A 14,309-nucleotide genomic window follows, 5' to 3' on the forward strand; every position below is an offset into this window, starting at 1 on the left:
TATTAAGGTTTAATAATTGTGTTAATTTTTATGTTTTATTGTGTATGAAATGGTTTGGTAACAAAAAATAAAATAAATTTGCTTGCAAAATGCGAGTATTTTTGCCAACAATAATTAAGTATCAGATTGTTTTAAGGTGGTGACGTATGGAGATGATTGATCCTTTTGTGGCACTTGAAACAGTTTTAAGGGAATCTGAAACAAAAGGTTCCGAAATAGTAAGTGTTTTTGATTCACTTAACAGAGTAGTTGCAAAAAAAGTTCAGTCAGGCAGAAATCTCCCTCCAAAGGATAATTCAGCTATGGATGGTTTTGCTGTTCGGCATGAGGATATAGACACAATTCCCGCTGCAGTTAAAATCAAGGGGCTTATAAAAGCGGGGGATAACATAGATTCCCTTAAAATTGATAAGGGTGAATGTTACAGAATCATGACCGGAGCTTTTGTTCCTGAAGGTGCGGATACAGTCGTTGAGTTGGAAGCAACAGAAGAAGAGGGAAACAGTAAAGTAAAAATTGTCAAAGAGAAAAAACGGGGAGCCAATATAAGAAAGAGGGGAGAGGATATAGGCAAAGGCGATCTGATTGATATGTCAGGCTATCCCGTAAATGCATACAGGCAGTCCAGGCTGATTTCCGTTGGTACCACTGTATTGCCGGTTTACAGAAAACCAAAAGTAGCCATTATTGCAACAGGTGATGAGTTAGAGTATCCTTCGGCCGGTGTTAATGAAGATAAAATTATAGATTCGAATTCATTTTTTATCAAATCCACATTGGATAATATGGGAATAGATGCCCAATACATCGGAATATCCAAAGATAACGTGGAGGATCTGATTGATATATTTTCCGGTTTGGAAAATTATGATGTGATCGTTACTTCAGCCGGCATATCTTTCGGTGATTATGATGTTATGACCAATGCCGCCGAAAAACTGGGGATCAACTGGCTGTTTACAACTGTTAATCAAAAGCCGGGCAAACCTTTTTCATTCGGAAAAAGGGATGGCTCTCTTATATTTTCACTTCCGGGCAATCCCGTAAGCTCTGCTTTCTGTACTTATTTTTATCTTCAGCCTGCTTTGCGCAAGATGATGGGGTATAAAATGTATCACAATAAGCAAATTACAGCCGAGCTGAATGGAAAATTTCACAAACGTAATGAGCGTGTTCATTTTAACAGGGTAAATATTGTGTATGACGATAATCGTTTTTTTGCTGTTCCTTACGATTCCCAGGGCTCTCATCTTATTTCCTCTTTGGTTGTGTCAAACGGTTTCGCAGTCATTGATGCTGATAAAACAGGAGAAATACCATCCGGAAAACAGCTGAAAGTGTATGTGTATGATTTCGAATCCATCTTTTAAAGAATATTTAGTATATGAAGATGAAAGTATAGTTGTGCTGGACAAACCCCATGGCCTGCTGGTAACGGAAGATAGGTATGATAAAAATATTCCTTACTTGAAGAAAATACTTTCTGAATATTACGGAAATATCTATGTTGTCCACAGACTTGATAAAGGCACCGGAGGACTCCTGGTTTTTGCCAAAAATAAGGATGCCCACCGATTTTTGTGTTCAGCTTTTGAAAAAGCAGAGGTACGTAAAGAGTATCTTTGTATTGTCAGGGGGAAATTTGAATATGCTGTGACCTGTATGCTTCCATTATCGGCAAGAGCTCAGCGGGGTAAGTATAAAATCAATTTTAAAAGTGGCAGGAAAGCTGTTACATCCTTTTATCCGGTAAGAATCGGGGAAAAATCCAGCCTGGTGAAAGCGGAATTGCATACCGGCAGGACGCATCAGGTCAGAATACATTTAAAAGCACTGGCACATCCCCTCTTTCAGGATTTTTTGTATAATGAAAAGATAGAGGATAAAAGGTTGACTCTCTATTGCAGCAATATTTCGTTTAAACATCCTTTAAGAGGAGTTACAATGCATTTTGAAAGACCTTTGAGCAGTTTCATGCAGGGTATAAGTGAGAGATATTTAAATAATTCTGAATTAAAGGTTAAGACATTTGAATAATGCATTCTTATAAATTTCACCACCCCTTAATCCCCTCCTAACTCTTTGATAGGAGGGGAGATAAAGCTCTTTCCCTAAATTAGGAGAGGCTGGGTGGGGTACTTATTCAAAACTCTAAGGTTTGCTATTGAGTTAGCTTTGAAATAAATACTTGTTAACTGCAGCTGAAACTATTTTTGTGATTTATTGTGGCAGTTCTGACACGTTTCAAGCGGGGCATGATAGCCGTCTTTGGGCCACTGGTCATGGCATTCAAAACAATTTTCTCCGCAGCCTTCATCCCCGCGGGGCATATTTAAAAGTGAATCTGCAGACAGATCAGGTTTTTTTTCGGCGGGGTCGTGACAATCGATACATGTTTTAAGGGATTTGTGTTCCTCTGAATTTTTAAGTTCCGCATGGCAACTCATGCAGTCACCGGCGCATCCGGCATAAGCCTTATTGCCAACAACTCCAAAAACTACAATTCCCAGATATATTGCTGCACAGAGTCCAATAAAAGCGAGCCTTTTTGTGAAAGACATATGTTATCTCCATTTACAGTTAATAAGTTTTCATCAATAAGAAGCTGTATTTCGTTTATAAATACGGAAAAATTTTTATCGTATTTTTTTGCAATAAAATCAAGATTAATTCCTTCTGATTTTCTTAAACCAAAGATGATATCTTCTTTAAACATTTCCTCTTCTGAAATATGATTGACTTCCTTGCTGAAAGTTCCCGAGAGATATGTGTTTAGATCGGCCGGGTTTGAATAGCGGATTCTGCAGCCGTTTTCATTATAGAGCATGGAATGGGCCGCAGCCCCAAGGCCAACATATTCATTCATGTCCCAGTAAAGGAGATTGTGTCTGGAATGATACCTCTGTCTGCTGTAATTGGATATCTCATACTGGGTGTAACCGTTTCGTGAAAGTGTATCTTTTACCAGCATGTATTCCTCTTCAGAGTCTTTGGATTCTATATTTTTAAAATAATCGGTATCGGTGGAGAAAGAGTATGCGGAAATATGTTCCGGCTGAAGTTTTTTTAAATAATGCAGTGAATTTTCTGTGTTTTGTCTGGAAATACCGGGAATGTCAAAAATAATATCAAGGTTTATTGCAATATGATCGCTGAAACTCTTTATCATTTCATAAGATTTCAGTATGTCATCTTTTTTATGAATTCTTCCCAGGTATTGAAGTATGTAATCATCAAAAGATTGTGCACCGAGACTTATTCTGTTAAGACCATACTCTCTCAACACCTGCAATTGTTCAAAAGTAAAAGATTCCGGGTTAACTTCAAAGGTAAATTCGGTATTTTTATATTTAACAATTTTGAACAATTCACTGAAAAGCTTGCCCAGCATTGTTGGATCTATTATACTGGGAGTGCCGCCGCCTATATAGAGTGTATCGAAGTTTTTGGTTTGAATTTCAGAAGCTTCTTTTATAAGTGAGTCAATGTATTGTGAAATATAACCGTTATAGTTTGACAGGGAATAAAAACCGCAATATTTACACTTGCTTTTGCAAAATGGGATATGTATATATAAGCCTCGCATGCAATCAATAATTACAACAGTTTATGAAATATGCAAGAGAATTTTTCTAGGAGCAAATTTTGGGTAATCTAAAGCGTTTATGGGTTTACTTTAAACCCTATAAATGGCTGATTTTGTTATCTGTCGTAGCATCGATTTTTGTAGCAGCTACCAGCGGTGCAACAGCCTATATAGTAAAGCCAACTTTGGATAAAATTTTTATTAATGAAAACAGAACAGGCTTAGTACTGATGCCTTTTATTATAGTTATTATTTATTTTATAAGAGGAATTTTCAGATTTATTCAAACATTCAGTTTGAAATATATTGGACAAAGGGTCATTCAGAGTCTCAGAAATGATTTGTATGTAAAGATAGTGAAGTTACCGTTGAAATTTTTCAATGAAAATTCAACAGGAATACTGATGTCACGTATCACAAACGATGTAAATATGATGCAATCATCCATCCCCGCATTTGTCAATATTATCAGGGATTCTTTCACAATTGTAGGTCTCGCCTGTGTATTAGTGTATCAAGATTATATTATGGCAGTCTCTGCTTTTGTTGTTTTGCCTTTTATTGGCATAATTATTGTAAAAGTAGGTAAGAAGGCTAAGAAATATACAAAGAAAGGTCAGGAAAGGATGGGGGATTTAAATTCTGCTCTTCAGGAGACTTTTACAGGGGTTCGAGTAGTAAAATCATTTGTTGCAGAGAACAAAGAAGTTGATAAATTTGAAGGGCATAATGAAAGGTTTGCGAAATATCAAATAAAAAAAGCATTTGTATCTGCGTTAAGTTCACCCTTTCTTGAGCTTATTGGGGCACTAGGTTTAGCAGTTATTATTTACTACGGAGGATTAAAGGTTATTAACGGTGTGTCGACACCGGGGACTTTTTTTTCATTTATGACTGCACTAATTATGATGTATGAACCTTTTAAGAAAATAAATGAATCAAATCAAAAAATACAGTCAGCTATTGGGGCAGCAGACCGTGTTTATGAAGTGCTGGATACCTATAATGAAATATTGTCTAAAGATGGATTTATGGAGTGTAACGCTAGAAATAAAAAAATTTCTTTTAATAATGTATTTTTTAAATATTCGAAAAATGATGAGTATGTTCTTAAAGACATTAATGTGGAATTTCCTTTTTGTACTACAAATGCCTTAGTCGGAGCAAGTGGAGCTGGTAAAAGTACTTTTGTTAATCTTATACCAAGGTTTTATGATGTAAGTGAAGGTTCAATAAAGATAGGTGATGTGGATATAAAAGATTTTAAAGTGTATTCACTCAGGAAAAATATCGGTATTGTATCTCAGGATGCTTTTTTGTTTAATGACAGTGTTAACAATAATATAGCTTACGGTACAGGTGATGTGAGCCAGCAGGAAATTATTAATGCTGCCAAGGCGGCGTTCGCACATGAATTTATAACTGATTTGCCTGAAGGATATGAGACGATAATAGGTGAAAGAGGTGTCAGGCTTTCCGGCGGCCAAAAACAAAGGATTACCATAGCAAGAGCTATACTTATGAATCCGCCTATTTTGATATTGGATGAAGCAACAAGTGCTTTGGATACAGAATCAGAAAAAATTGTTCAAAGGGCTCTTGAAAATCTTATGCAGGATAGGACAAGTTTTGTTATTGCGCACAGATTATCGACGGTGATAAATGCCGATAAAATAGTGGTTTTGGATAAAGGCGAAATAGCTGATACGGGAAAACATTCGGAACTTCTGGAAACTTCTGAAATCTATAAAACACTTTACAGAATGCAATTTAAGGATAATGAGGTATGAAAGTACTGCATATAGATACAGGTTCTGAATGGAGGGGCGGGCAGCGTCAGGCCTTGCTTCTGCATGAGGGTTTGCTGGAGAATGGTGTCGAAAGCTACCTGTCTGGAAATGAGTCAGGAAAACTGATGAAAAAATGTAAGAAAAACTGCCTGCCTTATACATATAAAGGAGAGATTAACCCAATCAGCGTTATCAATCTGAAAAAGATTATAAAGTATGTAAAACCTGATATTGTGCACTCCCATGATGCTCATTCACTCACCCCTCCATTAATATTAAAATATTTAGGTTTTGAATATAAACTGGTTCATACCCGCAGAGTGGATTTTCATATCAAAAATAGTTTGATGAGCAGATGGAAGTACAATAATAAAAATATCGATTCTTTGGTTGCAATATCAGATGCTGTAAAAAATATTCTTATCAGTGACGGGATAAAAAGACCTGTTGAGAAGATTTACAGCGGATTAGACAGAAATTTTGTTGTTAAGTTCTCAGATAATAAGAAAAATGATTTAAGAAGAAAGCTGGATATAAATCCCGGAGATTTTGTAATAGGCAGTGTTGGAAATTTTGTTCCGCATAAGGATTTTGAAACACTAATCAGAGCTTTTAAATTGATTTATGATGAAAAAAAGAATGTTAAGCTTTTGCTTGTTGGAGATGGAGAACTGTTAAATGATATGAAAAAATTGTCCGAAAAGCTTAATATATCCGCCAGTGTTATTTTTACAGGTTATGCGGAGAATGTTGGTGAACTGATGAATATTATGGATTTATATGCCGCCACTTCCCAGGAAGAAGGTCTCAATACCTCTGTGATTGAGGCAATGATGCACGGCTTACCTGTTGTTGCTACAAAAGCAGGTGGATTACCGGAGCTGGTGAAAGATAATTATAACGGCTATCTGTGTAATGTTAAAGATTACAAAGGCGTAGCGGATAAGTCCGTTATTCTTTTAAATAATAAGGAAAAGATGCAGCGGTTTTCCTTAAATTCTCTCGAAATTTCTGAAGAATATGGTGATAAGAACATGAATGAAAAATATAAGAATCTTTATCAGAAGATTTTAAGTGTTTAACAAAAAATCATATTAACTTTTTTTTCAACTTTTCCTCAAGGTATTTTTTAGAAAAATATACTTTAATAGAAAAATTCTTAATTAATTCTTTCATACTCTCTAAATTCAAATAATAACTGTCATGCTTATCAATCACCTTATAATAGGCCTTTTTATTTAAAATTTTTTCAAAGGCATTTACTATTTCAAAAATGCTGTATCTATAAGGGTTAGCAAAGTTGATAACCTGCCGGGGTGGCATCTTATAAATAAATTGTGTTGTGAGCAATCTGACATCGCTAACTTCAATAACATATCTAAAACCATTTTTGTAAATGAAAAACGATTCTTCGTTGATTATTTTGTGATATAGAAAATTAAATAAAGTGTTGTGCTCTTTGAAAATATTGCCTATTAGCTGGGGCAGTCTTATGATGTAATAATTGTCCGATTTTGTTCTTATTATACTTTCCATATTTTGTTTGTGGAGATAGTATTCATTTAAAGGGTAATCTTTTGCAGACAGGACACAGCTGCTGAAATATACAAATTTTTTATTTTCTGATAGTTCAAGGTTTTTTTTAAGTAATTTTTCTTCTCGAATAAACTCATTTTTATCTTTGCATTTTGAATTGGCAACACCACTTGCAAAAATTAGTACATCTTCAGTATCGACAGGAAGAAAAGCTTTTGCAATTTGCCCCGAGCCTATTATCATCTCTCACCTCGCACTGGATACCCCGTCATTTATGTCTGGGAGGAAAATTAGATATGATATCTATTGAAATACATATATTAATACTATATAAAATTCTATCAATATTTATAAGGGATTTTAAATAGAAACCAGAAATTATTATAATATAGAGACACTGTTGTGTTATTTGACAAGAGACCTCTCCATTTCTGTCTAGGTGACAGGAAATTGTGATGGTATCCAGAGGTGTCATGGCGAGGGCGGTAGACTGTGGCGCTCTCAAGTTCCAAATGGTGTCATTTCGACCGGAATGGAGTGGAGTGGAGAAATCTCCACTGTGAGGAACAGTATAGCAAATAAATATGCGAGTATACTTATGAGCGCCGAAATTACAGGAGTTGTACTGACTTATAATGGCGAAAAATATATTGATGAGTGCCTGAACTCTTTAAGATCCTGTGTGGATGAGCTTGTTATAGTTGACTCAGGCAGTGTGGATAAGACATTAGAAATAGCTAAAAAATATTCTGAAAAAGTTATTCATCACGATTTCGAGAATTATGGCAAACAATGTATATATGCCATTGAACAGGCTCCCAATAGCTGGATTTTTATTTTGGATCAGGATGAAATTCTGGAAAGTAAATTAATTGATGAAATTAATGATTTAAAGAAATCTGGATTTAAGCACGATGCCTATTCTATCGGACGGAGAAATTTCCTTTTTAATAAAGAAATAAAACATGGAGGATGGGGAAATGACTTTGTCATAAGGTTATTTGATAGAAATAAAGCTTTTCCAACGGATAACAATTTTTCTGTAGTTAAGACTGAAGGAAATGTAAAAAGGTTAAAAAACAAAATAATTCATTACCCATGTGACTCGATAGATAAATATTTTGCCAAGATGCATAGTTATGCGAGGATTTCTGCTAAGGAGATGCTGGAAAAAAACAGGAAGTTCCGACTTCATAATCTGTTGTTTAATCCTTTATATAGAGCTTTTAAAAAATATTTTTTTCAAAAAGGTTTTCTTGACGGTATGCATGGGTTTATTCTGGCTGTTATCTCGTACTATTTTGTATTTCTTAAATATCTTAAACTATGGGAGCTTACAAATATTAATCATGAAAACAAAAATAATGGTGATATATGAAAGGTATTGTTTTGGCGGGTGGAACCGGCTCAAGACTCTTTCCAGTTACAAAAGCTGTCTGTAAACAGTTGTTGCCTGTTTATGACAAACCCATGATTTATTATCCCCTTTCCGTATTAATGCTGGCTGGTATAAATGAAATTCTTATTATATCAACTCCGGAAGATGTCCCGAGGTTTGAAAACCTTTTAGGGGACGGCAGCTCTTTTGGATTAAAATTAAAATATAAAGTGCAAACAACTCCGAGAGGGCTGGCAGAAGCGTTTATTCTTGGCGAAGAGTTTATCGGAGATGACGATGTTTGTTTAATTCTCGGAGATAATTTATTTTATGGAGACAGGCTTACTTCACTTCTTAAAAACAGCATTGAGCATGTGCGCAATAAAAGGGGTGCCAGGATTTTTGGTTATTGGGTCAAAGATCCTCAAAACTACGGGGTAGCTGAGTTTGATAGTTTTAACAATGTTACAAGTCTTCAGGAAAAACCGGAAAATCCAAAAAGCAACTACGCTTTGGTGGGGCTTTATTTTTATGATAATAAAGTTGTAGATATAGCAAAAAAAGTTGTACCTTCTGAAAGGGGAGAACTTGAGATTACATCTGTAAATGAAAAGTACCTCAATGAAAAAAAACTTTCTGTGGAGCTCTTGGGCAGAGGGTACGCCTGGCTTGATACTGGTACACATCATGCTCTGTTGGAGGCTGGTAATTTTATCAGGACAATTGAAGAAAGACAGGGACTTAAAATAGGCTGTATCGAGGAGATTGCATTTCACAATAAATGGATTGATAAAAAGCAACTGAAAAAACATGTCCATTTAAACAAAAACAGCCAGTACGGTAATTATTTAGAAATGGTTATGACACAGTGGAATGACTGATATGACAGAAAACAAATATAATAATATTCTGGTAACGGGTGGGTGCGGGTTTATCGGAACGAATTTTATCAAATATAATTTCAATCAAACTGACTTCAAAGGCAGAATAATAAATGTAGATGCTTTAACCTATTCGGGAAATGAAGCTAATCTGGGAGATATATATGAGGCGTACGGGCATGAAAGGTATTTTTTCTATAAAGTTGATATATGTGATAAATTGGGGATTGAAAAGGTTTTTGAAAAGCACAATATCGACTGCATTATACATTTCGCAGCTGAGAGCCATGTGGACAGGTCTATTTCCGGTCCTTCCCAGTTCATCAAAACAAATGTGGTGGGGACGCATAATTTATTAGAAGTAGCACGAAAGTTTTGGATAAAAAAAGATGATTTTAACAGTAAGAGATTTCATCATATTAGTACAGATGAAGTATACGGTTCCTTGAGCAGTGAAGGGTATTTTTATGAGGATACATGTTACAATCCAAGGAGTCCTTACTCTGCCTCCAAAGCTTCTTCTGATCATTTAGTGAGATCTTACTATCATACTTTCGGTTTACCGGTCACTGTTTCCAACTGTTCGAATAACTACGGTCCTTATCAGCATCCCGAAAAGTTAATTCCTCTTATGATTACAAAGATGCTAAATGAAGAGAGATTGCCAGTGTATGGCAAAGGGAAAAATATACGGGACTGGCTTTATGTTGAAGATCACTGTTCAGCAGTATGGAAAATAGTACATGAAGGTAAAGTTGGTGAAACTTATAATGTTGGTGGAGATAATGAATTAAAGAATATAGATTTGGTTTATCTGCTCTGTGAAACAGTTGCTAAATATAATGATAAAAATCCTGATTACTATAAAAAACTGATAAGCTTTGTGAAAGACAGACCCGGACATGATTATAGGTATGCAATTAACTGTGAGAAAATCAAAAAAGAGCTTAAATGGAATCAGAAAATGACGTTTGAAAAGGGACTGGATTTTACTGTCGAATGGTATTTGAATAATTGGGATTGATTTAAAAGGTTTTGCTAAATCTCAAAACGTGATTTTTCAGGAAACATTTTTTTATAAGTATCAATCAGCAATTTTCTTTCATAACCTGAAGCTTTGGGTGCGTCATTGAAGCAAAAGCTTAAAGGCTTTAAATATTTTGCTGTTAATAGTTTTTTCCTAAAATTTTTATCCCCTAAAGATGCTCCAATGTGAGGGAGTTTAAATCCGAAATACCTGAATGACGGGACAATTTTATTTATTGGCAGTATTTCATTGAGGTTATTATAATATGCAAAATGCGGGAAAAAAGTTATAATTCTTAAGTCGGTACTCGATCTGAAGCGGTGCTTTAATGTTAATCTTACCTCATCTTTAAATTCCTCCCATATTTTTAACATAATTGTTTTCTTAAAAACTTTTGGATAGTGTCTTACTTTGAATAAAAAAGGGGAAGACATTTTCTTTTCAATTATTTGTTTTGTATAATAATCATGCGAGCTTTTTTTGATTTTAGAAGATTTTTTTTCTATCGCCCATGATCTGGGTGTTCCGTTTTTGTTGAAAAAATAGTCGGGATAAACAGCGTTTCCCAAAATAAAGTCATCATTGAATAGCATATAATGCTCATTTAAATTTTTTATACGGTGACTACATAATTCGATAGCATTGGAGTTGAAATTTGGCAAAGTCGCCCAATCAGGAAATATTTCTTTATGATCTATAATTTGAATTTCTTTCTCGTTTATCCATGAAGGCTTTTGATTATCTGCAATAATAAATACATTGTTTATCCAGGGTGCGTATTTTTCTAATGATCTTAGAGAATATCGCAGCTCATCATTGTCTCTGAAACGGCATTCATGAACGGCAGCAGAGTTATTTTTTGAGTTTGAAGAACAATAGAAATTCTTTTTCTCACGCCACTCTGAATCATTATCATCCACCCATAAATAAACCGCATCAATTTTTAAGCTTTTACTTATCATATTATTAATTTTTTGCTTAATTTATTTTTTATATTAGTGTAAGAATATTTAATTGACATTTTAGTACATTACAATAGGTTTTTTTAAATGGTATTGAAAACATCTTATTTTGGTAAGTTCGATGTAAATTTTTTATATATTTTTGGATTCTCTTTATTTATATTGTTTATCCCTATTTCTGTAAGTTTAAGGCAATCAGGAATCGGGATATTATTTTTTGCTTTTTTAATTGATTACATTCAATTTAAAAAAAATTCTTATAATAAAGAGTCATTTATACAAATTGATAAAACAATTTTGTTTTTAATTTTTTCTTTTATTTTTATTATGCTTATTAATGTATTATTTATATCTTATTATCCCAGCAGAAGTTTTGAAGTGTTTTTTCGCATATTATGGAAAGCTTTTCCTTTATTTTTTATTGCTGCAAGATTTGTTCAAAGGAAAAGCGAGAATATTCGTTATTTATCATTGATATATGTTGTGTCTATGACTGTTCAAGGTATTGATGCAATGTACCAGCTTAACACAGGAGTAAGTTTTATATCCGGAGATCCAGGCTCTTTGGTGAGTAGATTAACGGGTACTATGGGCGACCCGCGGGTCACTGTTTATATTGCTATCGGTTTGTTTTCATACTTTGTTTTGTTTGATATATTTAAGAAAAAATTTAATTATTTTACTTCATTTATTATTACATTTTGCTTATCTGCGCCTGCTATGTTGTTTTTAATCCTTTCAAAAACCAGAAGTGCATGGTTTGGAGCAATCGCCTTTATTGTCTTTTTGATAATTTTTAAAAGAAAACTAATTCTTCCTTTTGTTTTCACTATAATAATTATTGCCAGTATTTTTATTAAAACGATTATCGCAAGATTAAACTTTGAAACAATTGCAAGTGATTACAGATGGGATTATTGGACTATAGGACTAAAACTTTTGAAAAAAAAACCTTTCATAGGTCACGGATTAGGCATTTACGAGCAAGCGTTCACTAAATACGGCTTGATACCTCCAAGTCCATATGAACACGTTGGTCATCCTCACAATATATACATTCAGCTGCTTGTAAATGTTGGTTTAATTGGGACAGCTATTTTTCTGTTGTTTGTTTCATTACTTTTTTATTGTGGAATAAAAAGATATTTAATATCAAAAAATCACTATATAATCTTTACTTTGGGGGCATGTTTGGCTTATTTGGTATCTGCTTTTTCTAATGCATCATTTTACCTACCATGGTGGCTTGGTTTGGCAATGATAATGTTTGGTGTTTCAGCTGGGCTAACATTTACTAATAATTTTAAGGAGTAACAAAAAATGAAGTTTAGGCATATATTTTCTAACTTATCAAAATACATTTTGGTGAATTTGCTGGTGACAATTATTATATTTTTCTTTTATTTGGTTTTTACAAGTAAAAGTGAAAGTGCTTTAAGTTGGATTTTCTTACCAACTGCATTAATTTCGACAGCATTTATGCTCCAGTTTGTTATTTTTATTGTTTTAGCTATAATAGCTTTTATTTTGCCCAGAAAAAAAATTGTTTATTTTATTTTTATAGTAGCACAATCTGTCTTTGTAATTTTTTGTGTTGTGGACTTATTTATATTCAGACTCTATAATTTCCACTTTAACGGAATGGTTGTTAATATGCTTACTACTGATGGTTTCTGGGATTCTGTCAGTCTTGGCTCTGGTACATGGCTTGGGGCATTTGTTATTATAGCTTCAGTGTTATTTATTCAGCTGCTATTGTTTGTTTTGAGCACCAAAATTCATATTAAAAAATCTATAATTTTGAAAGTTTTTGTTTTGTTGCTTATTATTACTACTTTTGAGAAATTTCTTTATGCCTATGCGGACATTTATAACAAAATAAGTGTTACAAGATATTCAGAGTTGTACCCTTTATACCAACCTCTAACTATGAAAGGGTTTGCAAGTAATTTTATAAATATTAATAAAGAAAAAAGAATAGATTTTAATAAGGAAAACTCAAGGCTGGATTATCCCAAGGAAAAGATTGAAATTTCAGACAACAAATCAAATTTACCAAATATAGTGCTTATCGCGATTGATGGCTGGCGTTTTGATATGTTTAATAAAAGTGTGAGTCCTAATATTACAAATTTTGCTGAAAAAGCTCTTGTTTTTAAAAATCATTACAGCGGTGGGAATGCATCCCGTTTTGGCATTTTTAGTATATTTTATGGGATACATGGCTATTATTGGCATTCCTTTTTAAATGAAAGACAAAGTCCTGTCTTTATTGATACACTGCAGAAGTTGAATTACAATTTCAGAATAATTTCCAGCACTCGATTAACCTTTCCGGAATTCAGGAAAACCGCGTTTGTTAAAATTCCAGAATATATTGAAGATTCTTTGCCAGGCAAAGATACCATATACAGAGATGCTAATGCAGTAAAAGACTTTGTGAATTGGCATAAAAATTATAATAGTAACGACCCGTTTTTTAGTTTTATGTTCCTTGATGCCCCGCATGCCAAAGAATTTCCCGAGGAGTTTAATAAATTTAAATCAGAAAGCGAAGATCCCAATTACCTTTTTATTAATGAAAAAAATATTACAAAATTAAAAAATGCTTATATGAATGCTGTACTTTACGATGACTATTTGATAAGTAAGCTTTTGGATTACTTGAAAAAGTCGGGCTCTTTAAAAGACACTATCATTATTATTACAGCAGATCATGGTGAAGAGTTTTATGAAGAGGGCAATTTTGGACACAATAGTGCATTTACTGAGTATCAGCTGAAAGTTCCGTTTGTAATGTATATCCCCGGCAGAGGACATGAAGAAGTTAAATACATGACAAGTCATCTGGATATTGTCCCAACTCTAATGAGAAAACTGGGAGTAAAAAATAATATCTATGATTACAGCTTAGGCACCAATATGCTTAATAAGACTGAAAGAAATTACATAGTTGCCTGTAATTGGGACAGCTGTGCTACATATGACAAAAATTATTCTTTTGTATTCTCATTTGAAACATATAAGTCAACTTTTGGTGCGTTGTACGATAAAAATTATAATCTTATTGACAATAATACAATCAGGCAAAAGCAGACCAAAAGGGTATTGTCAATTGCAAAGGATTTTGCTCATTTTTTTAAATAGGG

At 33.8% G+C, this 14,309-nt stretch carries 13 protein-coding genes; 9 read left to right on the plus strand and 4 right to left on the minus strand.

Annotated features, from left to right (window positions below; all coding sequences use genetic code 11):
- Nucleotides 1–146 precede the first annotated feature (146 nt).
- Nucleotides 147–1,370, plus strand: coding sequence for a molybdopterin molybdotransferase MoeA (locus UMU13_RS02490; RefSeq protein ID WP_328216977.1), 1,224 nt, complete (start codon nt 147–149; stop codon nt 1,368–1,370).
- Nucleotides 1,348–2,037 (plus strand): RluA family pseudouridine synthase, encoded by a 690-nt coding sequence (locus tag UMU13_RS02495; protein ID WP_328216979.1) that lies wholly within the window; start codon nt 1,348–1,350, stop codon nt 2,035–2,037. The genes UMU13_RS02490 and UMU13_RS02495 overlap by 23 nt, the downstream gene beginning before the upstream one ends.
- A 170-nt stretch (nt 2,038–2,207) precedes the next feature.
- On the opposite strand, the gene UMU13_RS02500 is transcribed toward UMU13_RS02495, so the two are convergent.
- Nucleotides 2,208–2,561, minus strand: a complete 354-nt coding sequence (locus UMU13_RS02500; protein WP_328216980.1) for a hypothetical protein — start codon at nt 2,559–2,561, stop codon at nt 2,208–2,210.
- A complete protein-coding gene (gene hemW, locus UMU13_RS02505) occupies nt 2,498–3,586 on the minus strand; it encodes a radical SAM family heme chaperone HemW (protein ID WP_328216981.1) in 1,089 nt (362 codons plus the stop codon). Before hemW ends, UMU13_RS02500 begins: the two co-directional genes overlap by 64 nt.
- A gap of 59 nt (nt 3,587–3,645) precedes the next feature.
- Between hemW and UMU13_RS02510 the strand changes: the two genes are divergently transcribed.
- Entirely contained in the window at nt 3,646–5,376 is a 1,731-nt protein-coding gene (locus UMU13_RS02510; protein ID WP_328216982.1) for an ABC transporter ATP-binding protein, read from the plus strand.
- On the plus strand, nt 5,373–6,458 hold the full coding sequence (locus UMU13_RS02515) for a glycosyltransferase family 4 protein (protein WP_328216983.1): 1,086 nt from the start codon (nt 5,373–5,375) through the stop codon (nt 6,456–6,458). The genes UMU13_RS02510 and UMU13_RS02515 overlap by 4 nt, the downstream gene beginning before the upstream one ends.
- A gap of 7 nt (nt 6,459–6,465) precedes the next feature.
- Here UMU13_RS02515 and UMU13_RS02520 read toward each other — a convergent pair whose 3' ends face one another.
- Nucleotides 6,466–7,155: an NAD(P)-dependent oxidoreductase gene (locus UMU13_RS02520; protein WP_328216985.1), complete on the minus strand. Its 690-nt coding sequence runs from the start codon at nt 7,153–7,155 to the stop codon at nt 6,466–6,468.
- 355 nt (nt 7,156–7,510) lie between these two features.
- On the opposite strand from UMU13_RS02520, the gene UMU13_RS02525 reads away from it, so the two are divergent.
- The 3 genes from UMU13_RS02525 to rfbB are packed head-to-tail and all read left to right on the plus strand — an operon-like array spanning nt 7,511 to nt 10,195.
- Complete coding sequence (locus tag UMU13_RS02525; RefSeq protein WP_328216986.1) at nt 7,511–8,290, plus strand: glycosyltransferase family 2 protein; 780 nt, start codon at nt 7,511–7,513, stop codon at nt 8,288–8,290.
- Entirely contained in the window at nt 8,287–9,171 is an 885-nt protein-coding gene (gene rfbA, locus UMU13_RS02530; protein ID WP_328216987.1) for a glucose-1-phosphate thymidylyltransferase RfbA, read from the plus strand. Before UMU13_RS02525 ends, rfbA begins: the two co-directional genes overlap by 4 nt.
- The gene (rfbB, locus tag UMU13_RS02535; RefSeq protein WP_328216988.1) at nt 9,164–10,195 is read left to right on the plus strand and encodes a dTDP-glucose 4,6-dehydratase; all 1,032 of its coding nucleotides are present in this window, start codon (nt 9,164–9,166) and stop codon (nt 10,193–10,195) included. The genes rfbA and rfbB overlap by 8 nt, the downstream gene beginning before the upstream one ends.
- 14 nt (nt 10,196–10,209) lie before the next feature.
- Here rfbB and UMU13_RS02540 read toward each other — a convergent pair whose 3' ends face one another.
- Nucleotides 10,210–11,160, minus strand: coding sequence for a stealth conserved region 3 domain-containing protein (locus UMU13_RS02540; RefSeq protein ID WP_328216990.1), 951 nt, complete (start codon nt 11,158–11,160; stop codon nt 10,210–10,212).
- Nucleotides 11,161–11,247: 87 nt separating this feature from the next.
- On the opposite strand from UMU13_RS02540, the gene UMU13_RS02545 reads away from it, so the two are divergent.
- Together UMU13_RS02545 and UMU13_RS02550 are read left to right on the plus strand one after the other, a co-directional pair.
- A complete protein-coding gene (locus UMU13_RS02545) occupies nt 11,248–12,474 on the plus strand; it encodes an O-antigen ligase family protein (protein WP_328216992.1) in 1,227 nt (408 codons plus the stop codon).
- 6 nt (nt 12,475–12,480) lie between these two features.
- Entirely contained in the window at nt 12,481–14,307 is a 1,827-nt protein-coding gene (locus UMU13_RS02550) for a sulfatase-like hydrolase/transferase (RefSeq protein WP_328216994.1), read from the plus strand.
- The last annotated feature ends 2 nt before the right edge of the window (nt 14,308–14,309 follow it).

The organism is Flexistipes sp. (assembly GCF_036172515.1).
Lineage (GTDB): Bacteria > Chrysiogenota > Deferribacteres > Deferribacterales > Flexistipitaceae > Flexistipes.